Origin of the sequence: Robertmurraya mangrovi, assembly GCF_034427655.1 — a bacterium.
Taxonomy (GTDB): Bacteria; Bacillota; Bacilli; order Bacillales; family Cytobacillaceae; genus Robertmurraya_A; species Robertmurraya_A mangrovi.
In genome coordinates, this window is sequence record NZ_JAXOFX010000013.1 from 15,965 (window position 1) to 40,273 (window position 24,309).

Consider the following 24,309-nt stretch of genomic DNA (forward strand, 5'->3'; position numbering starts at 1 on the left):
TTCCGCTCCGGGTGCTTGCTTTCCGCGGGGCGGTCGGGGAGCCTCCTCGGTGCTAGGGCACCTGTGGGGTCTCCCCTGCACCGCTGCTCCCGCAGGAGTCAAGCACCCTCCGCTCCAATCAACACGGCTTAAAAATCCAGATGGTTCTATATTACCCCTTAACCTTTTTATGCAAATCATAAAGCATATTCAATGCTTGCATTGGCGTCATTTCTAGAATATCTAATTCTTTTAATTTGTTAATCACTTTTTTATCCTTTGAATCGAGAGCTGGCTCTGACTTTCTCACAGGCGCTTCATCGAAAAATGATAGTTGAGCATCATTTATGGTTTCAACTGGGGCTGGTACTACCACTGGTTCAGGTCTGGTTTCTTTTATGTGAGAAACTGGTGGCACAATTGCTTCTTCTTTTTGTTCGAATGCATGTAAAAGCTCATTTGCACGACGAATTAGATCAGCAGGTAGTTCGGCTAACTGCGCTACATGAATACCATAGCTTTTATCCGCTGCCCCTTCTTTAATTTTATGAAGAAATACCACTTTCCCATTTTGTTCGATGGCACTAACATGAATGTTTTTAACTTTATCCAGTTCTTCCTCTAACACGGTTAATTCATGATAGTGTGTAGAGAATAACGTTTTCGCTCCAATTCGGTCATGAATATATTCAATGATTGCTTGAGCAAGAGCCATTCCATCATAGGTCGACGTCCCTCTCCCGATTTCGTCGAAAAGGATTAAGCTATCCTGTGTCGCATGGGCAATGGCATTGTTAGCTTCTAGCATTTCAACCATAAACGTACTTTGTCCCGAAATAAGATCATCCGCTGCCCCGATTCTAGTAAACACTTGATCGAAAATCGGCAAAACGGCCTCTCCAGCGGGAACATAACAACCAATCTGAGCTAAGATGGCTGTAAGTGCAATTTGTCTCATATACGTACTTTTACCCGACATATTTGGACCCGTAATTAATAGGACTTCCCTCTCACGGTCCATATAACAGTCATTCGGAACATACTCCTGTGCGTTCATTACTTTTTCAACAACCGGATGACGACCATCTTTCACCACAATTTTTCTATCGCTAGAGAACTGTGGCTTTACATAATGTCTCGTTTCACTAATCGTTGCAAAGCACTGCAGCACATCGAGTGCACTCACCGTTTTCGCCAAAGCTTGTAATCTAGGAATATACTCTTTTACGACTTCACGAATTTCGGTAAAAAGGCTATATTCAAGCTCTACGCTTTTCTCTTCCGCTTGCAGAATTAATGTTTCCTTCTCCTTTAGCTCAGGAGTAATAAAACGTTCCGCATTGGCCAATGTTTGCTTTCGCTCATATTGTCCTTCTGTTAAAAGGTGAAGGTTAGCCCTCGTTACTTCGATATAGTAACCAAAAATGCGGTTATAGCCTATTTTCAATGACTTGATTCCAGTTTTATCACGCTCTTGTCGTTCCAACTGAGCAATCCACGTTTTACCGTTTCGGCTGGCATCTCGGTAACGGTCTAACTCCTCGTTATAACCATCGTTTATGATATTCCCCTCTTTAACCGATAAAGGAGGATTTTCTTTAATCGCTCTTTCTAGTAAATCTGTTAAGTCCTCACATGGTTCCAAGCGGTCGGATAAATCTTTTGCCTCATCGTTCGGTAAGGAACCAATCATTTCTTTTAAAATAGGAATTTGATATAACGACCTTTTTAGCTGCAGAAGGTCACGTGCATTCACATTTCCAAACGCCACTCGACCGGCTAGTCGTTCTAGATCATACACTTCTTTTAACTTTTCACGAAGCTCTTCTCTCTCAAAAAAGTGATGAATGAGCGTTTCGACAAGCGAATGACGTCTTTCAATTTCCTCTTTTTGAATAAGAGGGCGGTCAATCCATTGTTTTAGTAAACGTCCACCCATAGCCGTTTTCGTTTCATCTAATAACCACAATAACGATCCTTTTTTCCCTTTGGAACGAATTGTTTCCGTTAGTTCTAAATTACGTTTTGAAAAATAATCAATTTTCATGAACTGATTAATCACATACGTTGAAACGGGCTGGAGATGGTCTAAATTTCTCTTTTGTGTTCGATATAAATAATTAACCAATCTAGTAACCGTAGTTTTTAGACGATCCTGATTTAGTTCCGCCAATAAATGACGATATGAATCTTTCATCGATTCGTCATCTTCAAAAGAGAGAGTGGCATTCGTACGGTCTTTTATTTTCTTCTGAAGCTCTTTATGAAGAGTAGACTGGATGACCACTTCCTTTGAACCAGAAATCGCTAGTTCATTTAGAACCTCATCAAATCCACCGCTTAATAGAGTAACCTTGCTTTCACCCGTTGATAAATCATTGTACGCAAAGCCATAGTTTCTCTCATCAAACATCGTGATGGAGGCAATATAGTTATTTTCTTTTTCACTTAGTCCGCGACCCTCCATCATCGTCCCTGGAGTAATCAATTGAACAACCTCTCGTCTGACTACGCCTTTCGCTTGCTTCGGGTCTTCTGTTTGCTCACAAATAGCTACTTTGTAACCTTTTTCTACTAATTGTTCTATATAATTGGGAGCGGAATGGTAAGGAACTCCACACATCGGAATGCGCTCTTCTCCTCCACCTTCTCTGCTTGTTAAAGTTATCTCTAAAAGTTGAGATGCTCGAATGGCATCCTCAAAGAACATTTCATAAAAATCACCTAATCGAAAAAATAAAAAGGCATCTTGATAATCTGCCTTTACACGTAAGTATTGTTGTATCATTGGCGTATATGTGGCCATAATATCCTCCAGAAATTCATTCAATCTTCGACAATTATTATAACATAAAAAAGTTTGTTCGAGTGTAATCCCATTTGAGCAACAAATTATTCCCAATCGCTTAATAACGCATTATAATTTTTAAAAAGGAGTTGTTCATATGATAACTGTAGAAAAAGGCATATTAGAGGGCTATAAAGGTTCAAATGTACCCTATTCATTTCTAAAACAAGAATCAAGCTCAAAGGTAGCTGTTATTTTTCCAGGCCAAGGATATACGAATCAAGCACCTTTGCTTTATTACTCTACTAGTTTACTAGTAAGTGAGGGCTACCATGTTCTACATATGAACTATCAGTACCACACAGAGCCATATACTTCTTTTAGCGATGAGGAAAAGAAGGCTTGTATCAGGTATAACGCTGAAAAAGCTTTTACTGAGATCCTTTCACAGACAGATTTTAGCGAGCTTTTAATCCTAGGAAAATCCATCGGAACCGCTTCGATTGCTTCCATTCTAGGAAAACTAACGGAGAATACGAAAGTCGTTTGGTTAACACCACTACTGACTCGTGACGAGACCTTCCATGCCATGATGGACTGGAACGGCCCATCTTTAAGCATAATTGGGGATGAAGATCCTATTTACAGGAGCGAGAGATGGAAAGAGTTAGAGGAGAAGGCAAATTATAAGACCAAATTATACAGCGGTGCAGACCATAGTCTAGATTTAAAAAATAAACCTGTTGAATCCATTCAACTGATGGAGAAAGTCATACAAACAATTAAAGAGTTTTTACAATAACGGAAAAAGCTATAAGAAAGGTGTCGATGCCACTTCCTTATAGCTTTAAACCTCAAATACCCGCACTATTCATCAAAACGATACGATACCCATCTGGATCCTCTATTGTGACTCCGCCTCTCCCCCAATATGGATTCTCAGGCTCTACTTCGTTATAACCCATCATTTTAAGTCTATTGACCATTTCATCCCTTTTAAATCGATTAGGCATGTAAAATACAAGAAGATGTTCTTTTGTCGGCTGAGGCAATTCTACAAGCTCTTTAGTCTGGGTAAATTCCAAATGATACCCTTGATTCGGTAATCCCATCATCACCCCGTCATAACCTTCGTGATCCCTAAACTCCCCTATTTTCTTTAATCCCAAACCATCTACATAAAATCGGATAAGCTGTTCAATTTGGTTCGTCGGACGCGCCAATCGAAATTGAACAGCTGGAAATGATTCTTCCCATTCTTTTCGAACAATTACTTCATAAGAGAATTCTTCATCGTTGAAATATGCCCCTTGTTCCCCAGACACAAATACTTTCAAAGGATGAATTGTTGCTCCCCTTTCGGTCGGATACCAAGGTCTTCCTTCCTTAACTAAAACAAATACCCCTTCTTGATTTCCGTAAAAAGAAAATGTTTCACTTTCACTTACATATCGATTAGCAACTACCTTTTCCAGTTTGGACTTCATTTCTTGAACATTTTTTGTAGGTAAACCGATTTCACCTACATCAAACCAGCCCATCTGACTTTTTTCTGCATGGATACAAGGTCTTTCCAGTATCTCTAATATATTTCCGTCAGGGTCTGTAAAATAAGCCTGCTTCCCCTCCCAAAACATACTGTACTCTCCCTCCTCATTCGCAAGTAGTACACTTTCTTGCCCTAGCTTCAGATACATATATTCATAAAATTCTACGTTCGTTCTAAAGCAAACATGGTAGAAAGGAGTGGTATCATCTTTTTCAAAAACGAGTTTCGTTGTCCCTGCCATTACCGTAAAATGATTTTCCGACTCATTAACTAAACTCATTTCTAGTACATTTGTATAGAATTCTTTCATTTGACTCAAGGCAAAACATTTTAAGTTTAATTGGTATATTTTCATTCGAATCTTCCTCCTTAGTTAACTTCATTATAGAAACAGAGGGAAATTTTGTATTCAGTCAATAGTTGTAGAACGTATCCTTCATTGGTATGGAGCCTGGATGTATTATCTATATTTGAGCTAATACGTTCTTTATAGAGTGGCTTCAGAAGTTTGTCCGTTGAATTCCGCTCCAGGCACTAGCTTTCCAGGGAGCGTTCGCCGAGCCTCCTCGTCGCTCGCGCTTCTGCGGGGTCTCGTCTGAAACGCTAATCCCCCAGGAGTCAAGTGCCTTCCGCTCCAATCAACTTAGTCCATAAATATAGCGAACAAACTTACGCAAGAAGTCAATAAAAAAAACTAGGAAGCTTAACCTCCTAGTTTATCTTTACTCTTCTTCAGTTCCAAGTAAGAAATCAGGATCTAGATCCTCGAATTCTTCGTCGTCAATATCTGCTCCCCAATCGTCATCATCGCAATCGCACTGACCTGGATGAACAGCTACACATACCTTCGTCTCACCAATTACTTCTACTAGAAACTCTCTTTCAACGTGTACAATAATTTTGTTGCCATTTGGAGAAATAACGGCTTCTACGCAGTTTGGTTGCTGCAGTACACGTGCAATTACATCATGGTCGTCTAAACAGTCAGGGTCACGATATTTTAGTTTGATCACGTCACAATATTCAACGCGCTCCGTTACAACTTCTGTTTTTGTATTATCGTTAAAGGAATACCAAACGTTTACATCATAGTAACCGTGGACTTCAACTGTTTTGCCGACCTTTTTCGCCTCGTACTTATGGTTAATGATCCAACAGCCGAGGATGCTGGTTGGATTGTGTGTAGGGCAAATCGTATGATTGGACTGTGTAAATTTACGTCCTTTCGCTACGACCGCTTTAGTAATAATCTCTCTGTATTCTCCCATTGCGAGCGAACCCTCCTCAATCATTTTCACTTCATCCTATGCGGGATATTAGACTAGTGTGCTTTATTTTTTATCATCAATTGGCTTCTAGAATTAGGTACGGTATAGTGTCATACTATGCGTTTACCTATAGATATGTGTCACGACTTCAAGAACGCATTCTTGCCTACACTAAGAAATTAGTCTAATTAGAAGTATGAAAATTGAGTTAGAGAGGTTACTCAAAATGCCTTCATTTATATTTAAAAAACAAAAAACGACCCAGGCAAACTAGCCATAGGTCGTTTTTGATATTAATGGTGTGAACACTCTGTATTTTTAATTTGAGCACCTGTTTCACCACTTAAAATGTTTCCACCTGTTGAAGTGACCACTTCATCTGTCACTTTATTAGAAATCGTTGTAGCCACTAATTGCAGGAGCTCATTTACTTCTACTTGAGATTGCTTGAACTCTTGTACAACTGGAATAGAATCTAGTTCAGCTTCAATAGCAGCGATTTTCGCTTCCGTTTTCTTTAAGCCCTCTTCTTTTCCATAATGGTGTAAATTAACGGCTTGTTTTTGAAGTCCTTTAATTTGAGAAATTAGAGAAGCTACTTTTTCATTGCCATGAATTTGCGCTTCTGCTTTTTTGAAAAAGTCTACTTCTTCTGTTTCTGCAATCATTCTTGCTAATTCTTGTGCACGTGCTACGATATCATCTTTAGTATATTTCCCCATCTTAGTTCACCTCTATAGCTTCTAGTTCCTCAATCATTTCTCCGTTTAATGACCAAGTTTTTGCATCTGTAATTTTTACTTTAACCAATTTACCAATAGCTGATTTTGGTCCTTTAAAGTTCACAAGCTTACTATTGCGAGTATAACCTGCTAAAACTTCAGGGTTATTTTTACTTTCACCCTCAACAAGAACCTCTACCACTTGATCTTGGTACTTTTTCATTGCTGCAGCAGAGAATTCGTTTACAAGCGCATTTAAGCGTTGTAGACGCTCTTTCTTCACTTCCATAGGAACATTATCCTGCATTTTGGCAGCTGGTGTTCCTTCACGTGGAGAGTAAATGAACGTATAAGCTCCTTCGAAACCAACTTCGCGATACAAAGATAAAGTCTCTTCGAATTGCTCGTCTGTTTCGTTTGGGTAACCTACAATAATATCTGTTGTAAAAGAAGCATTTGGAATGGCTGCTTTAATTTTACGAACAAGCTCTAAATATTCTTCTCTTGAATATTTACGAGCCATGATTTTAAGAACTTCCGTTGAACCTGATTGAACTGGAAGATGGATATGTTCTAGTAGGTTTCCACCTTTAGACAGCACCTCGATTAAGTGATCATCGAAATCACGTGGGTGACTCGTCGTGAAACGAATACGCGGAATATCAATCTTACGGATTTCATCCATTAAATCTCCAAGGCCGTATTTTATATCCTCAAAGTCTTTACCGTACGCGTTAACGTTCTGACCAAGTAACGTAATCTCTTTATAACCTTGTGCAGCTAAATGACGTACCTCTTGGATAATGTCTTCTGGTCGACGGCTACGCTCTTTCCCACGAGTATAAGGAACGATACAGTACGTACAGAATTTATCACAGCCATACATGATGTTAACCCATGCTTTAATATCGCCACGGCGCACTTTAGGAAGGTTCTCAATGATATCCCCTTCTTTTGACCAAACTTCAATTACCATTTCTTTAGACATATATGCTTCTTGAAGAATGTTTGGCAGACGGTGAATATTATGAGTACCAAAAATCATATCCACTTGGTTATACGTTTTTAAGATTTTGTTAACAACAGACTCTTCCTGTGACATACAGCCACAAACACCGATTAAAACATCTGGATTTTTTTGCTTTAAGTGTTTTAAATGACCAAGCTCACCAAATACTTTGTTCTCCGCATTTTCCCTAATAGCACAAGTATTTAAAAGAATAACATTGGCATTTTCCACACTGTCAGTAGGCTCATATCCTAAGCCGATAAAAATACCAGCCATTACTTCCGTATCGTGCTCGTTCATTTGACAGCCGTACGTACGGATATAGAAATGACGGCCTTTACCCATATTTTTAAATTCTTCAGGAATCGCAAAATCCTGATATTGAACATCTTCTTTTCCACGCTTTTTTGCATCTTTCAATGATGGTGGAGTATATACGCTCTCAAAGTACTTACTGAAATCCTTTTCGGATTTTTTGTCCGATGAATTAGCTGCTTGTACTTGTTGACTTTCTAATCTTTGTTTTTCGTTCATTTCAATACCCCTTTCACCCATACTTTTTCTATATAGTAGGAAAAACTTAAATTAATCATTGGGTAAATTTCACATACGCATAGAAGTGCATGCAAATGTGCACATTAACTAAGTATAATGCCTATACTTAACGAAAACAATAGTTATGTTCCTATAGTGTATACTAAGAAACTACTTTTACGAAAAACGTTAACAAACTATACATATTTCTTTAATAACCAAAAATGAACCCCTGAGATTTCCTCAGGGGTTATTTTCTATATTACATAAATTCAGCTACTAATTTATCAAAATGAGCTTGATCTAGTTTAAGATCTGCATCTACTAATGGTTTATCTGAATATCCAGTTAATAACTCTTGGTATGATGGACGCTCAGTGTTTTGATAAATTAATCCAGTAACTAAACCGCTGTGTTTCATTAATGTTTGCATTGCTTGCTCACGGTTTGAAGAATCATAGCCTTCTACGTCAGCTAGCTTTGTTAAGTTTTCTTTGAACCAATCGTAAGTGTTTACTTTGTTGTAAGTTACACATGGGCTAAATACGTTGATTAAAGAGAAACCTTTATGGTTAATACCAGCTTCAATTAAAGCCGTTAAGTCTTTAAGGTCAGTTGAGAAGCTTTGTGCTACGAATGTTGCACCAGCAGTTAATGCCATTTCCATAGGAGAAATAGGCTGTTCAATTGAACCCATTGGAGTAGACTTCGTTTTGAAACCAGTAGCTGATCTCGGTGAAGTTTGTCCTTTAGTTAAACCGTAAATTTGGTTATCCATTACGATGTAAGTGATATCCACGTTACGACGAATCGCATGGATAGTATGACCCATACCGATAGCGAAACCGTCACCGTCTCCACCAGAAGCGATAACTGTTAAGTCGCGGTTAGCCATTTTTACACCTTGTGCGATTGGTAATGCACGACCATGAATTCCATGGAAACCATATGAATTAATATATCCTGAAATACGTCCTGAACATCCGATACCTGACACTACCGCTAAGTTTTCAGGCTCAAGCCCAACGTTTGCTGCAGCACGTTGAATTGCAGCTTGTACTGAGAAATCGCCACAACCTGGGCACCAGTTAGGCTTTACGTCGTTACGAAAGTCTTTAAATGTTGCCATTTTTAAAACAGCTCCTTGCATTTTGTATGAATTTCATGTGGCAAGAACGGATTTCCGTCATATTTTAAATGATTGTAGACTTTTTCTGCGTGTCCTACATTCATTTTTAAAATGTTTGCCAGTTGTCCAGTTGCATTGTTTTCAACAACAACAACCTTCTTAGCTGATTTAACAAGCGGTAGAATTTCATTAGTTGGGAACGGATGGATTAAGCGAATGTGAGCATGGTTCACTTTGATTCCATCTTTCTCAAGACGAGTCATTGCTTCTTCAATTGCACCACGAGTTGAGTTAAATCCAACTAGTAAAATATCAGCTTCTTCATGTGGAGCGTTAACATGAACTGGTGTATTGAACTTAAGGTTTTCAACTTTACGGAAACGCTTATCCATTTGAGCATTACGGTTAGCTGCAGACTCAGATGGTTTTCCTGTTTCATCATGCTCAACACCTGTAACGTGGTGGATACCATGTTTCATACCAGGGATTACACGTGGTGAAACTCCATCTTCTGTCACTTCATAACGTTTGAAATAGCCTTTTCCATCAATTTCTGGAAGGTCACCAGAAGCTAATTTACCACGGCGAATTTCAACTTTATTTACATCTAAAGGTTCAACTGTTTGTTTACCTAAAGATAATTGTAAGTCTGTTAATAGGATAACTGGAACTTGATACTCCTCAGCAAGGTTAAATGCTTCAGCTGCATCATAGAATGCTTCTTCAACTGTACTTGGAGCCATAACGATTTTTGGAATCTCTCCGTGAGTTCCATAAATCATAGCCATTAAGTCAGATTGCTCTTGTTTTGTAGGTAATCCAGTTGACGGACCTCCACGTTGTGTATCAACGATAACTAAAGGAGTTTCCGTAATACCTGATAAACCGATTGCTTCCATTTTTAATGAAAGACCAGGACCTGCAGAAGCAGTAATTGTACGAACACCTGCATAGTTAGCACCAATTGCCATTGTAGCAGCAGCAATTTCATCTTCTGTTTGGATTACTGTTCCACCTAGTGTAGGTAGCTTTTTAATTAAGTACTCCATAATTTCAGAAGCAGGAGTGATTGGGTATGCAGCCATGAAACGGCATCCAGCAGCTACAGCACCTAGTGCGATCGCATCGTTACCGATCATGAACATACGTTTTTTACCGTCTGCTTTATCTAATACCATTAAAGAGTTATCAGATAGTTTTTCCTTCATGAAGTCAAAACCAGCTTTAACTGCTTCCATGTTTTTATCAACAACTTGTTGACCTTTACGTCCAAAAATCTCTTGAACTACTTCTTCAAATACTTTAATATCAAGGTCTAAAACCGCACATGTAGCCCCAACAGCAACCATGTTCTTCATTAAAGAAGTACCAAGCTCAGTAGCAAGATCCGTAAATGGAACCGCATACAATGTTGCATTTGTATCTTCTGGTTGAACTGGGTTAAATTTAGCGTCAGCAATAATAACTCCATTGTCATGAAGTTCTTTATAGTTCAAATCTACTGTTTCTTGGTCAAACGCAACTAAAATATCAAGATCGTCTGAAATAGAACGAACTTCAGTCGTGCTTACGCGAATTTTGTTGTTAGTATGACCGCCTTTAATACGTGATGAAAAGTGGCGGTAACCATATAAGTAGTAGCCTAAACGATTCAGAGCAATAGAGAAGATTTCTCCAGTACTTTCAATACCTTCCCCTTGTTGCCCGCCAACTTTCCAAGAAAGTTGATTGATCATGTCTTACACCCCTTTGGATACGTTAAGAAATATGTAAAAACGTTTTATTTGAATAAGTATAGTACTCTTACCTTCGCTTCCATAATAAACTAATGAATTAGCCACTTTTAGGAATTTTAGATGGTACTAAACGCTTTCAATTCTAGACCTATGTGGTAAAAAAAGCAACCCTTTATGCGCATTTATTGGCGAAAATATGAATATTTTTTTATTTTTTGAAATATAGTAGATAAGTTTGATAATTCTAGCTTTCTCTTAAACTACCTTTATAAATGTATCCACGTTCTCCATAGTGCTTTCCATTATTTTCCCTAACAAAAAAATACCTGTCTACTAGGGTAGCAAACAGGTACCTTCTTAACCATTGTGTCTTATCTTGGCTCTACGATTAATTTGATAGCTGTACGTTCTTCCCCATCAATCTGAATATCTGTAAATGCTGGGATACAAATTAAATCAACTCCGCTAGGTGCTACAAACCCTCTTGCGATCGCTACTGCCTTCACCGCTTGATTTAATGCACCCGCTCCAATCGCTTGGATTTCCGCAGCACCTCTTTCGCGCAGAACCCCCGCAAGCGCACCAGCTACAGAATTAGGATTAGATTTTGCTGAAACTTTTAATATTTCCATTCCTAGCTCCTCCTTGTTTAACCCCTCCTGATGTTCTCGTTTTGAACAAGTCAGGTATATATGATTCCATTGTTACTATATTCGCAAATGAAATCACATATTCCAGCTTGGACAAAAAAATGGAAATTTTGTGGCTGAAATTTTTTTCAAGTTGAAGCTAAGTAACAGCCACTTTAGTGAAGAAATTAGCCAGTAGAAACCTAAAGAAGCCTCCAAATGGAAGGCTTCTCTGATTATTTCCATATTAAAAAGTTAAAGGCTGATCATCATTAATTAAAATTCGCTCAATTTTCTTAGCTAGACCTGTTTTCTTATTCAGCTCTATATAAACCCCATTCAACTGATTACGACCTGTTTTAGGCACTTCAAAACGCACAGGTAGATTGTTTATAAATCTTTTAATAACAGCTTCCTTCTCTACTCCTAAAATACCGTCATATGGACCTGTCATTCCTGCATCAGAAATATAAGCGGTACCACCTGGTAAAATTCGATTGTCAGCCGTTTGAACATGTGTATGGGTACCAACTACAGCTGATACTCTTCCGTCCAAATACCACCCCATAGCTTGCTTCTCACTTGTTGCCTCACCATGGAAGTCTACAAAAATAATGGGAGTACGTTTTCTAGCCTCTGCAATCAGCTCATCTGCTTTTTTAAACGGGCAATCACTTGGCTGCATAAACGTACGTCCTTGTAAGCTAATAACAGCCACTTCATCCTCATTCATTTTGAGATAAACGATTCCCTTCCCGGGATTCTCCTCTGGAAAGTTGGCGGGCCTCACCATATATTTAGCATCGTCAATAAATTCAAAAATCTCTCGATTATCCCAAGTATGATTTCCAAGTGTGACAGCTTGTGCCCCTACTTCAAGAAACCCTCGATAAATCTCGCTCGTAATCCCTTTTCCACCCGCAGCATTTTCCCCATTAATAATCGTTACTTGCGGACGATACTTTTCTTTTAACTTTGGAACATATTCACGTACCATATCTCGTCCAGGTGATCCAACTACATCACCGATAAATAAAATATTCATTTGTACTTCCTTCCTAACTATGTAAATTTACTAAAGTAATCATTGTTTTATCAGGTTAATATGTCCTTATTTAATTGTAACACATTGATTGATGATTCTATACAGTCTGGATTGGCTTTGTTAAAGTATGATTTTCAGAACAAAAGCGCAAGCGCCTCGATCAGCCCCGACAAGCAAATGTTCTTCAACCCTAAAAGTCTGCCTTTCGACTTTTAGGGTTGAAGGTTATTTGTCCTCGAGGGGCTAGGCGCTGGAGCTGGACGGGGACACTCAATGTTAAAGAGTTATCCACAATGCGAAGAATTTTATAAATTCCTATACGACAAAAAAATAAAGCAGTGCACAATGCACCGCTTTATTTTGCATATTCAACAGCTCTCGTTTCACGAATAACTGTAACTTTAATATGACCTGGATAGTCAAGTTCTTCTTCGATTTTCTTTCGAATATCCCTTGCTAATCGGTGTGCTTCTAAATCGTCAATTTGCTCCGGCTTAACCATAATACGAACTTCACGACCAGCCTGGATTGCAAAGGACTTTTCAACACCATCATAGGATTCAGAAATCTCTTCAAGTTTTTCTAGACGACGAATATAATTTTCAAGTGTTTCACGTCTTGCTCCTGGTCTAGCTGCTGATAGAGCATCTGCAGCTGCAACAAGAACAGCAATAACTGAAGTTGGTTCTGTATCTCCATGGTGAGAAGCAATACTATTAATTACAACTGGATGTTCTTTATATTTTGTTGCAAGTTCAACACCAATTTCTACGTGGCTTCCTTCTACTTCATGGTCAATGGCTTTACCAATGTCATGTAGTAATCCAGCACGACGAGCTAATGTCTCGTCTTCACCAAGTTCTGCTGCCAATAATCCTGCTAATTGAGCAACTTCCATTGAATGTTTAAGAACGTTTTGACCATAACTTGTACGGAACTTTAAGCGACCGAGAATCTTAATAAGATCTGGGTGAAGTCCATGAACTCCAACTTCAAAAGTAGTTTGTTCACCAATTTCACGAATATGCTCATCCACTTCACGGCGCGCCTTATCAACCATTTCCTCAATGCGAGCTGGATGGATACGTCCATCCTGAACAAGCTTCTCTAATGCTAGACGAGCTGTTTCTCTACGGATTGGATCAAATCCTGATAAAATAACCGCTTCCGGAGTATCATCAATGATTAAATCAATACCTGTTAGAGTCTCGAGAGTACGAATATTACGACCTTCACGACCGATAATACGACCCTTCATTTCATCATTTGGTAAAGTTACAACTGATACCGTCGTCTCTGCAACATGATCAGCTGCGCATCTCTGGATTGCTAGTGACAAGACTTCTTTCGCTTTCTTATCCGCTTCCTCTTTAGCTCTATTTTCACTCTCTTTTATCATTAAAGCGACGTCATGAGCTAACTCCTGCTCCATACGATCTAAAATGATGGACTTTGCCTCATCGCGAGTTAAGCCTGAGATCCGTTCGAGCTCCGCTTTTTGCGTTTTTACGATCTCGTCCACTTTGCTTTCCATCTCTTCAATATGCTGTTGTCTTTTGTTAAGAGAATCGTCCCTCTTTTCTAAAAGTGCTTCACGTTTATCTAAAGATTCATCTTTTCTATCAAGATTTTCCTCTTTTTGTAGTAAACGATTTTCTTGTTTTTGCAGTTCACTTCTTCGATCACGCACTTCACGTTCAGCTTCTGTACGAAGCTTGTGAATTTCATCCTTCGCTTCAAGCAAAGCTTCTTTTTTCAAAGATTCTGCTTCACGTTTAGCATCCTCTAGAATTTGCTCTGCTGCACTCTTAGCGCCAGTAATTTTTGCTTCAGAAAAGGATTTACGAACAAAATAGCCAACAACTGCACCGACGAATAGGCCAAGCAAAATGGAGATGATTTCGAAAATACCAATACCCATCATTACACCTCCTCTTGCTATGAACTTTTTGTTACGTTTTCTAAAGTGTCAGCATGTACATTGTCAACATACAACCCTTAGGCTTTTTAAACGTTTTAATAATCATAAAAATGTAAAATATACATATTAATTGTAAAGCTGTGTATTTTTATTGTCAAGGGTTTGTCCCATCAGTCTTTTAGCTAAAAACTTGTATTTCAGACTTTTAATCAGGATATTCCTCATTTTAGTAAACAATCCAGAAAGAAATAGTAATACAAATCATATTTTAATAGTATCTTCTCCAACTATTCCTACTAATAAAAAAACAGCAAAGCACTAGACTTAGCTGTTTTTTCTACAAATTAATCTATTAACTCAAACTCTTCTTGATCTTCTTCATCGCTAATGGTCTTTACTCCATCTAGACCATAGTGCGCGCGAATTTTCTGTTGAATTTCTAAACGAATCTCTGGATTTTCCTTTAAGAATAGTTTAGCATTTTCACGACCTTGACCTAGACGCTCATCATTATAAGAGTACCAAGAACCGCTTTTTTGAACGATGTCGATTTCAGAGCCTAAATCGATAATTTCTCCCTCTTTAGAAACCCCTTCACCGTACATGATATCTACTTCAGCCACACGGAATGGTGGTGCTACTTTGTTTTTTACTACCTTAATCTTTGTTTTGTTTCCAACCATTTCGTTTCCTTGTTTCAACGTTTCAGCACGACGAACTTCTAAACGTACAGAAGAGTAGAATTTCAATGCACGTCCACCAGGAGTTGTTTCTGGGTTTCCAAACATAACTCCTACTTTTTCACGAATTTGGTTAATGAAAATAGCAATCGTCTTCGATTTATTGATTGCACCTGATAGTTTACGAAGTGCTTGAGACATTAGACGTGCTTGAAGACCAACGTGTGAGTCTCCCATTTCCCCTTCAATCTCTGCTTTTGGTACAAGAGCAGCAACCGAGTCAATGACTAGAATGTCTACTGCACCACTTCGTACAAGTGCTTCAGCAATTTCTAAAGCCTGTTCTCCTGTATCTGGTTGAGAAAGAAGTAGTTCATCAATGTTAACTCCTACTTTTTGAGCATAATCAGGGTCTAATGCGTGCTCAGCATCAATAAATGCTGCTTGGCCTCCGTTTGCTTGAACTTCAGCAATAGCATGTAGAGCCACAGTCGTTTTACCTGAACTTTCAGGTCCATAGATTTCGATAATACGTCCACGTGGATATCCACCTACCCCAAGAGCTGTGTCCAACGCTAATGATCCACTTGGTGAAGTAGAGATTTGACGGTCTGTTTGCTCTCCAAGCTTCATGATGGATCCTTTACCAAATTGCTTTTCTATCTGTTTCAACGCCATTTCAAGGGCTGCTTGACGATCACTCACACAATTTCCTCCTTATATGAAACGAATATACTTTTTGAATTCGTTATCTGCTTATAATCTATCTTTACTATAACTGTTTTTTTATTGTTTGTCGAGCAAAAAATCGAACATTCATTCGTTTTTTTTAGAGTTGCTAGGAATGCTTAAAACTAGATTTTCTCTTAGTAGAAAAACTAGTTTTAACACTCATGAATAGTCTTAAAATAGACATTTCACTGTATTGACTGAAATTTTTCCGGCAAGAAAAGATAAAATCTAATGAAAATAAAAATCACAACATACACGAATGAGTATCTTGTGATTTTCATCTCTATCCACTATACATAATTATGACAACATTTTTAAGAGTAAATGACTACCATGTTTGACTGCACGAATTCGGTTCTGCTCTCTTGAACCGCCAAAGATAAACTTCTCAACTTTCGTTTTACCTTTTATTGAAACTCCAATATAAACGGTCCCTACAGGCTTGCCTTCCAATTCACCAGGACCAGCAACACCTGTAAAGCTAATTCCTACATCTGCATCTAATAGTTCACGAACATTTTCAGCAAGTTCAGAGGCACAGGCTTCACTTACTACACCTTGTTTAGCAATGGTTACTTTACTAACCTTTAAAACTTTTTCTTTTACCTCGTTTGTATAGCAAACAACTCCACCTTTTAATATGTTCCCCGCACCTGGAAAATGGGTGAACTGCTGCTGGAACATTCCTCCTGTTAAGCTTTCTGCACAGGCAAGGGTTAGATCCAACTGTTGTAACTTCTTGAAAAGCTCTTCCATTAGAGAAGTTTGATCGTAACCGTAAAAATAGTCCCCTACTCGGTCAAAAATTTTCTTTTCTACTTCATCTATCAAACTACTAGCTACATCAGGTAAAGAATGCTTAGCGGTTAGCCTAAGGGTGACTTCACCGTCTGAAGCTAATGGCGCAATAGTAGGATTCTTCTGTTCATCAATCAAATCCTCGATTTCCGTTTCAAGTGTAGCTTCTCCAATTCCAAAGAAGCGGAGAACTCGAGAGAAAATCTGTTCATTTGAATCTAACTTCCCTAATAGTGCTGCTTGTCCATATTGCAAGAACATCGGCTCCATTTCTTTAGGTGGCCCTGGCAACAGCATATAGCTATGGGTATCGGTTGAAAGTAGCATTCCCGGTGCCATACCATGGTCATTCTGCAGCACTAGTGATCCCTCTAATATAAGTGCTTGCTTACGGTTATTGTCTGTCATCAACCGGTTCGTTTTTTTAAAATAGTTTTCAATAGAAGTAAGCGCATATTCATCGAGAACGAGCTTCTTCCCTAAATGATTTGCAATTGTCTCTTTCGTTAAATCATCCTTAGTCGGTCCAAGACCACCAGTAAAAATTATTAAATTCGACCTCGATTCAGCTATTTCTAATACAGATCTAAGTCGGTCTGGATTATCACCCACAACTGTATGATGGTAAACATTTATTCCAATTTCAGCTAATTGCTGGGATAAAAATTTGGCATTCGTATTTACAATTTGCCCGAGAAGAAGCTCGGATCCAACTGCGATAATTTCTGCATTCATGTAAAAACCGCCTTCAAATTATTTTGAATGAATGAAAGAATGTCTGTTTTTATAAAAATAATCCCATCCTGACCAAATCGTAAAGAACAATGCAACCCATAGAGAAATCATATCAAACGGGATCGAAATTAATTCAAAAATGATGTTATGTAATAATAAAGCGGATATGGCTACAATTTGAGCCCAAGTTTTAATTTTTCCTAATTGGTTTGCGGCAACAACTTCTCCCTCACCTGCTAGAACAAGTCGTAATCCGGTTACAGCAAATTCACGACTAATAATAATAATCACAATCCAAGATGGAGCTAGCTGCATTTCCACTAAAATAATTAGAGCAGCAGATACTAATAATTTATCTGCTAGAGGATCTAAAAATTTCCCTAGATTTGTAACAAGGTTGTATTTTCTAGCGTAATATCCGTCAACCCAGTCCGTTGAAGCGGCTATAATAAAAATTAATGCTGCAATAAAATGTGCAACTGGTAAAGTTACACCTAACAACCTCAAATCCCCCCAAGAAAAGGGATCGAAAACAATGATCATAAATAATGGTATGAGAAAAATACGAGATATCGTTATCTTATTTGGTAAGTTCATTAATCTATTTCCTCCAAAAGCCTACAATTATATATATGAAGGCTGTTTTCTCAATATTAGGTTCTTAATTTCCATCGGACCATAAAAAGTTATGTATAAAGACCTAACGTGAAAAAATAGTCATCTAATAAAGATGACTATCTATTCATTCGTTTTAACAAAGCGAATCGTGATATCCTGACGAACTTGTTCAGAAGGTGAAACGGCGTACTCGATTTTTTGGTCATTTACATAAATCTCAGTTGCTAGTGAATTACCAACAACGATAAAAGCTTCTGTTTCTTTTGAATAATCAATGGTCTCGCTTTCCTTTTCTCCACCCTTTTTAAGAAGGCCTTGGAAGAAAGAATAGCCCTTACCATTTTTCATATTTACCCAAGTTTCACCAGTTGAAACTAGCTTTACTTCAAACTTCTCAGCATTCTTTAATTCGAAAGTCGTTTTACTTCCATTTGCTTCAACCACCGCTATCTCTTGAGCAGGAACTTCTGGTTCAGTCTCTTCGGTTGTATCTTCGGTCTCTTCCGCCGTCTCCTCGTCTGTACCGTCTGTTTCATCCGTTTCGTCTGCTTTCGTTAAATCCTCTGAGGTTTCATATGTGATCTCTTGGTTATCTTTATTAACTGGTTCCTCTGATTCATCTCCAGCACTTTTCTGGACAAAGTAATAAATCAAAACTAAGGCACCAATGACAAAAGCAAAAATGAGGATTTTCGGAAGCAAGTCTAGAATCTTTGAACTTCTCTCGCCCATGTCTTTCCTTGTTTGAACTCTTGAAAGTTTATCAGGCAGATCATCATTATATGTACTAGGAATATCTTGGCTGTATGCTTGAAAAAGTTCTTCCGGGTCTAGGTTGACAGCTTCAGCATACTGCTTAATAAATGCACGAACATAAAAGGATCCGGGCATCACTTTGTAATTACCTTCTTCAATTCCTGTTAAATACCGCTTTTGTATTTTAGTTACAGCTTGTAAATCGTCTAAGCTCATTCCCTTCGCTTGGCGAGCTTCTTTTAGTCGATTCCCTAATTCCGTCAACGATAACACCTTCCAATGTATTAAAAATCAAATCCACCAAAATCAGAATCGGAGAACATGTTATTTCGTTCGACCACATCATACTTAATGACTTCATCATCATCATTTCGGAGTTCAATAATATAATCAAAGTCTGACAATGAATACTCGGTATTTTGAACAAAAATATCCGGATGTTCTACCACTTTTACCGCAGGCAGACGCATAATTTCACGAACTAATTGCCAATGACGTTCGTTGGCTCTTCTCGTTGATACGATTCCATCAAGTATGAATAGGTTGTTCTCATTGTATTCATCCTCAATTAACTGGTTTCGAATCGTTTGTTTTAATAAAGTTGAAGATACAAAAAGCCATCTTTTATTCGCACAAACACTAGAGGCAACAATAGATTCTGTCTTCCCCACTCGAGGCATTCCTCTAATTCCGATGAGCTTATGACCTTCCTGCTTAAATAATTCTGCCATAAAATCAACTAATAGTCCAAGTTCGTCCCTGACAAATCGGAACGTTTTCTTATCATCTGCATCCCTTTGAATATAACGACCATGTCTAACAGCTAAACGATCTCGTAATTTAGGCTCACGAAGCTTAATTACTTTTATTGTATCCATCGTTTTCAAAATAGACTCTAATCTTTGGATTTGTTCGTAATCTTTTGCCAAAATTAACAATCCACGACGTCCCTCATCCACACCGTTTATGGTCACAATATTAATAGATAGCATTCCCATTAAGGACGCGATGTCACCTAGTAGACCAGGTCGATTTTTCATTATTTCATATTCTAAATACCATTCTATTTTCTCCATGGAAAACCTCCTTAGTAACTAGAAAGAAAAAACACTCAAAATATAAATCAGAAGTAACGCCTGATGTACAAGCGACAATTTTTAGCAAATTTTTATCTAGCTACTATAATATATGATTTTCTATGAAGATAAAAGGAAAAAGGGTGAAGAAATCGCTTGTTCTTAAAAGGTGGCTCTTTTTTTGAAATCGTGGTGTACTTTAAATTCATCATTTACCTAGCAAAAACATGTCCTACGTAAATTCTAGGCATATTTGTTTTAGACCAATTAATGTCTAATTACACCGCGCTTTCCTAATTTAACCATCCCTATTTATGAAAAAAGAGAGAGATATTTCACCTCTCTCTTGATGCTGAATTATAGAATAAAGCTTCATGCGAATGAGCTTGGCCCATAGCGAAATCTATACTCTAATAGTAGAGTCGGGGCGACTTAACCGAAAGAGTAGAAACTACCCTTTATGAATGGTAAAAAAGTTGGAGTCGCCCCAAAAAGTTCCTATGGTTACGCTTTTGCGCCACCATCGTTTTGAACAAGTTTCACCATCATATTCGCAATAGCGTGTTGCTCTTCAGGTGAAGCAACTGACCAAAGATCAGCTAACACTTTTTCTTGATCATTTTTAGCTTCAACTTGGCTAGCTAAATAATCTCCAATTTGATAAGCAAGATCGTTAATAACATCCTTGCTCATCCCTTCATTTTGAGCATGGTGAAGGCGATCACCTAAGAAGTCTTTCCATTGTTCCCAGTTATCTAAAACAGACATGGTATAACCTCCTTTAATAGTAGTACAAGTTTATTTTGTATCTTCAAGGGTAAATTATACATACTGTTAGCAATAAAAATAGTGAGTTGAAACTAAATAGTGATTAGGTATACCATCCGCCGTTAACACCGATGATTTGGCCAGTTATATACTCGGCCTTTTCTGATAAAAGAAAATGAACCGTATCAGCTACATGTTCAGGTTTCCCAACTTTACCTAAAGGAATATCTTGCTTTAGTTCTTCCATTTCATCCTCCGTAAATGAACTTAGCATAGGCGTTTGAATGGCCCCTGGAGCCACTCCATTTACTCTAATGCCATTTAAAGCTAATTCCTTGCTAAGTGCCTTCACAAAAGAAATTTGCGCACCTTTGACTGTTGAATAAAGAACTTCACAAGCAGCACCTGTTTGACCCCAAATAGACGATATAACAACAATGTTTCCATGATGTTTTGGTAACATTTTAGGCAGCAGTTGCTTTGTTAATAAAAGCGGACTAGTCACATGAACGTTAATCAGAGTTTCAACCGTACCCTCATCTAGGTCAAGCAACAAACCGTAATGACTCACTCCACTATTATGAATGATTGCATCCAAAGAAAAAATGTTTTCTGCTATTTTTTTATATCCTTCTTTAGAGGCTAGATCAGCTTGTATAGGTATATATTCACGACCATATGTATTCTCCAGCTCACCCACGAGCTTAGAAATAGAATCTCTATTTTCATTATAGTGAAGGTAAAGGGAATACCCCTCCTCAGCTAATTTTCGAGCAATCGCTTGTCCAATTCCCCCACTTGCCCCCGTTACTAACGCAAACTTCTCCATTTTTATTCTCCCCTAAGTTCTATTTATTTCAATTGTATAAAAGGAAAAAGCGTCGTAAAAACCGACGCTAACTAATGTTTATTTTGGTACCACTTGGCATACCGTAAAACGGTCTTCAGCAAAGAACTCATTCGCTACATTTTGAACATCTTCTAAAGAAATGCTTTCAAGAGTAGGAACGACCCCAAATAAGTCCATCTCATTAAAAGCATAACGAGTAAATTGGTTGGCAATATACTCTGGTGAGTTAATCGCACGTAAGAAAGCACCAATTTTCTTCTTTTTCGTCCGCTCTAGGCTTTCCTCTGTTAACAATCCGCCATTTTTCACTTCTAATACCATTTGTTGAAGGACTTCTGCTAAGCGGTCCGGATCACGTGTATCTCCACCAATCATAGCAAATCCAAAGCCTTGCTCTTGAGTATAATCAAAAGAAAAAGTCTCGTCAATTAAGCCCTCTGTATACAGCTTATTATAGTTCTCTGAGCTCTTTGAAAATAACAAATCAAGTAAAACATTGGTGGATAATTCATTTTTCAACATCTGTTCTCCGCTTTGGTCTACATTTAATGCTTTAATACCAAACAGACACTTGGAAGTTTGCACGTTCATTTTTAAAACTTGTTTCTTCTCAGCCACTTCTTGGACTTCATCTTCAAATTGACGTTTAATTTCAACTTTCACATCAAACTTCTTTTTCGCTTGATTGTCTTTCACTTGCTTCATCATTTCCTCTACTTGAACAGGACCCACAATAAATAAAAGCATATTACTTGGGTGGTAGAAAGTATGATAGCACTCATATAGCATATCTTTCGTAATATGAGAAATGGATTCAATCGTTCCCGCTATATCAATTTTCACAGGATGATTTTTATACATGTTTTGAATGACACCAAAGTACAGTCTCCAATCAGGATTATCGTCATACATCGTAATTTCCTGACCGATAATTCCTTTTTCCTTCTCAACTGTTTTTTCCGTAAAATAAGGCTCTTGAACAAAATCCATTAATGTATCTAAGTTTTGCTCCACATTGGATGTACTTGAGAAAAGGTAAGCCGTACGTGTAAAGGAAGTAAAGGCATTTGCCGATGCGCCTTGGCGACTAAACTGTTGAAACACGTCACCATCTTCTTTTTCAAAAAGTTTGTGCTCTAGAAAGTGAGCAATCCCATCCGGAACCTTAACAAGCTCTTCTTTCCCTAACGGAACGAAATGATTATCGATAGAGCCATACTTTGTTGTAAAAGTAGCGTATGTTTTATTAAACCCTTTTTTCGGAAGGATATAAACATCTAGCCCATTTTCAAGCTTTTCATAATAAAGCTCTTCTTGTAATTGCTCGAATGTAATCTTTTCCATTAGCTAATCGCCTCCGTTCCCGTTAAGAAATATATCGTATCTTGTTGAACTTTATTTGCCACACCGACGATGGATTCTTTTGATACTTGCTCCATTTTTTCAAGCCATTCATCTAATGTTATGTTTTTCTTAGCTACCACATTATGATATAGAATTTCAACCATTCCTCTAGCTGTATCAATCGTTTCTAACAATTGATTTCTAATCACAGCCTTAGTCTGTTCAATTTCTTGATCAGTGAAATCACCTGACTGCATTGCTTGCATTTGCTCATTAACAATACGGACAGCTTGCTCGTAATTCTTTTCATCAATCCCTGACATGACCATCATAAGTCCTTTATGGCTTTCTAAACGGCTTCCTACGTAATAAGCTAAACTAGCTTTTTCACGAACATTTAGGAACAGCTTAGAATGAGAGAAACCACCGAAAATGCCGTTAAATACCTGCAATGCATAGTAATCTTCGCTTCCATAAACGACATTTGTTCGATAGCCAATATTTAATTTCCCTTGCTTTACATCTTGCCTCTCCTTAACTTCATTCACTTGAGAAACACTTCTAGAAATTTGATTATCATTTAAACTAGGTATTCGAGCTTCAAATTGGAGAAGTTCTTTGCTAAAGCTTATTACTTCTTCTTCTTCCACATCCCCAATGATATATAAATCTAGTTCATCCTCAGCCAGGGCTCTTTCGTAATACTGAAATAAACTTTCTGGTGTAATTCCTTCTACATCGTTTAACTCACCGTGTACATGTAAGGAGTAAGGTTCTTCTTTACACATTTCTTCAACTAGTCTAGAACTAGAATACTTCATCTTATCATCAAAAACCGATTGAATTCGTTGAGCTAATGCTCTCTTTTCCTTTGTCACTGTTTCTGACTCAAAGGAAGATCCATCACTATTAGGATTAGTAACGATTTCGGATAATAACTCAAGTCCTTTTTTAAGTAATGGAGTAGGATCTGATAAGAACTTTTCATTCGCAATTTCTATAGAAATGCTGATTACGTGATATTCACCTTTTTTAGATAAATCAATGAACATGGATGCTCCGTATAAATCATCTAAATAAGATCTCAATTTTGTTGTAGTTGGATAATTTTTTGTACTGCTTTGTAACACATATGGAAGTAAGGCTCTTTGCGTAACGTCCTCTTTGCTTAATGGAGCTTTCATTTTCCATACGATTGTATTGGTTTTGTATTTTTCTGTTTTTACGATGTGTAGTTTATATCCATTAAGTTCATGGACTGCCTCAGAGATAACCGTCATGAATCCATCCTCCTTTAAATCTGTTTTCTAAATAGTATGTTGCACCTTAAAAGGATATCGTTATTATTCTTCCCTTAAAGAAGTATTTTTCATTTACATAATCGTTTTTCGTTGGCGGAAAACCTTAAACTTGCGTAACCTTAACCGGTAGCTATTTTATACTATACCCTTTTTGCTTTTTCAAGTTTTTGGGGGATTTGTTGATAAAATCCATTGTACAATGCCCGTTGATTTCCGCTCCGGGCACTTGCTTTCCGCAGGGAGTGGTGGGAGCCTCCTCGGCGTTACCGCCTGTGGGGTCTCCCATCCACTCTGTTCCTGCAGGAGTCAAGTGCCCTCCGCTACAATCAACTCAGTGTTCAA

The 24,309-nt window shown here is 38.0% G+C and carries 20 protein-coding genes; 1 reads left to right on the top strand and 19 read right to left on the bottom strand.

Annotated elements, in window-relative coordinates:
- Positions 1–151: 151 nt before the first annotated feature.
- Complete coding sequence (mutS, locus tag SM124_RS16870) at positions 152–2,785, bottom strand: DNA mismatch repair protein MutS (protein ID WP_322447691.1); 2,634 nt, start codon at positions 2,783–2,785, stop codon at positions 152–154.
- A gap of 139 nt (positions 2,786–2,924) precedes the next feature.
- Here mutS and SM124_RS16875 point away from each other — a divergent pair, with 139 nt between their 5' ends.
- A complete protein-coding gene (locus tag SM124_RS16875; protein ID WP_322447692.1) occupies positions 2,925–3,569 on the top strand; it encodes an alpha/beta family hydrolase in 645 nt (214 codons plus the stop codon).
- Positions 3,570–3,621: 52 nt separating this feature from the next.
- Here the strand turns inward: SM124_RS16875 and SM124_RS16880 are convergent, their stop codons facing one another.
- The 18 genes from SM124_RS16880 to yfmF form a co-directional block, all read right to left on the bottom strand.
- On the bottom strand, positions 3,622–4,038 hold the full coding sequence (locus tag SM124_RS16880; protein WP_322447784.1) for a VOC family protein: 417 nt from the start codon (positions 4,036–4,038) through the stop codon (positions 3,622–3,624).
- 1,000 nt (positions 4,039–5,038) lie between these two features.
- Positions 5,039–5,584 carry an outer spore coat protein CotE gene (locus SM124_RS16885; protein ID WP_322447693.1) on the bottom strand — a complete coding sequence of 182 codons (546 nt, stop codon included), beginning with the start codon at positions 5,582–5,584 and terminating at the stop codon, positions 5,039–5,041.
- Positions 5,585–5,877: 293 nt separating this feature from the next.
- On the bottom strand, positions 5,878–6,306 hold the full coding sequence (locus SM124_RS16890) for a YlbF/YmcA family competence regulator (RefSeq protein ID WP_322447694.1): 429 nt from the start codon (positions 6,304–6,306) through the stop codon (positions 5,878–5,880).
- 1 nt (position 6,307) lies between these two features.
- Positions 6,308–7,849, bottom strand: a complete 1,542-nt coding sequence (gene miaB, locus SM124_RS16895; RefSeq protein WP_322447695.1) for a tRNA (N6-isopentenyl adenosine(37)-C2)-methylthiotransferase MiaB — start codon at positions 7,847–7,849, stop codon at positions 6,308–6,310.
- Between the two features lie 262 nt (positions 7,850–8,111).
- The gene (locus SM124_RS16900; RefSeq protein ID WP_322447696.1) at positions 8,112–8,978 is read right to left on the bottom strand and encodes a 2-oxoacid:ferredoxin oxidoreductase subunit beta; all 867 of its coding nucleotides are present in this window, start codon (positions 8,976–8,978) and stop codon (positions 8,112–8,114) included.
- A gap of 2 nt (positions 8,979–8,980) precedes the next feature.
- Positions 8,981–10,714, bottom strand: a complete 1,734-nt coding sequence (locus tag SM124_RS16905) for a 2-oxoacid:acceptor oxidoreductase subunit alpha (protein ID WP_322447697.1) — start codon at positions 10,712–10,714, stop codon at positions 8,981–8,983.
- 371 nt (positions 10,715–11,085) lie between these two features.
- On the bottom strand, positions 11,086–11,346 hold the full coding sequence (gene spoVS, locus SM124_RS16910; protein WP_003181955.1) for a stage V sporulation protein SpoVS: 261 nt from the start codon (positions 11,344–11,346) through the stop codon (positions 11,086–11,088).
- A gap of 244 nt (positions 11,347–11,590) precedes the next feature.
- A complete protein-coding gene (ymdB, locus tag SM124_RS16915) occupies positions 11,591–12,388 on the bottom strand; it encodes a 2',3'-cyclic-nucleotide 2'-phosphodiesterase (RefSeq protein ID WP_322447698.1) in 798 nt (265 codons plus the stop codon).
- A gap of 355 nt (positions 12,389–12,743) precedes the next feature.
- A complete protein-coding gene (rny, locus tag SM124_RS16920; protein WP_322447785.1) occupies positions 12,744–14,309 on the bottom strand; it encodes a ribonuclease Y in 1,566 nt (521 codons plus the stop codon).
- Between the two features lie 344 nt (positions 14,310–14,653).
- The gene (recA, locus tag SM124_RS16925) at positions 14,654–15,694 is read right to left on the bottom strand and encodes a recombinase RecA (protein ID WP_322447699.1); all 1,041 of its coding nucleotides are present in this window, start codon (positions 15,692–15,694) and stop codon (positions 14,654–14,656) included.
- A 327-nt stretch (positions 15,695–16,021) separates the two neighbouring features.
- Positions 16,022–17,254 carry a competence/damage-inducible protein A gene (locus SM124_RS16930; protein WP_322447700.1) on the bottom strand — a complete coding sequence of 411 codons (1,233 nt, stop codon included), beginning with the start codon at positions 17,252–17,254 and terminating at the stop codon, positions 16,022–16,024.
- Between the two features lie 18 nt (positions 17,255–17,272).
- Entirely contained in the window at positions 17,273–17,851 is a 579-nt protein-coding gene (pgsA, locus tag SM124_RS16935) for a CDP-diacylglycerol--glycerol-3-phosphate 3-phosphatidyltransferase (RefSeq protein ID WP_322447701.1), read from the bottom strand.
- Positions 17,852–17,992: 141 nt separating this feature from the next.
- Complete coding sequence (locus SM124_RS16940; protein ID WP_322447702.1) at positions 17,993–18,901, bottom strand: helix-turn-helix domain-containing protein; 909 nt, start codon at positions 18,899–18,901, stop codon at positions 17,993–17,995.
- An 11-nt stretch (positions 18,902–18,912) separates the two neighbouring features.
- Positions 18,913–19,704: a DUF3388 domain-containing protein gene (locus tag SM124_RS16945; protein ID WP_322447703.1), complete on the bottom strand. Its 792-nt coding sequence runs from the start codon at positions 19,702–19,704 to the stop codon at positions 18,913–18,915.
- A 504-nt stretch (positions 19,705–20,208) separates the two neighbouring features.
- Positions 20,209–20,472 carry a DUF3243 domain-containing protein gene (locus SM124_RS16950; protein ID WP_322447704.1) on the bottom strand — a complete coding sequence of 88 codons (264 nt, stop codon included), beginning with the start codon at positions 20,470–20,472 and terminating at the stop codon, positions 20,209–20,211.
- A gap of 103 nt (positions 20,473–20,575) precedes the next feature.
- Complete coding sequence (ymfI, locus tag SM124_RS16955; protein ID WP_322447705.1) at positions 20,576–21,301, bottom strand: elongation factor P 5-aminopentanone reductase; 726 nt, start codon at positions 21,299–21,301, stop codon at positions 20,576–20,578.
- 78 nt (positions 21,302–21,379) lie between these two features.
- Complete coding sequence (gene yfmH / locus SM124_RS16960; RefSeq protein WP_322447706.1) at positions 21,380–22,666, bottom strand: EF-P 5-aminopentanol modification-associated protein YfmH; 1,287 nt, start codon at positions 22,664–22,666, stop codon at positions 21,380–21,382.
- Complete coding sequence (gene yfmF, locus SM124_RS16965; RefSeq protein WP_322447707.1) at positions 22,666–23,946, bottom strand: EF-P 5-aminopentanol modification-associated protein YfmF; 1,281 nt, start codon at positions 23,944–23,946, stop codon at positions 22,666–22,668. The genes yfmH and yfmF overlap by 1 nt, the downstream gene beginning before the upstream one ends.
- Positions 23,947–24,309: the final 363 nt, after the last annotated feature.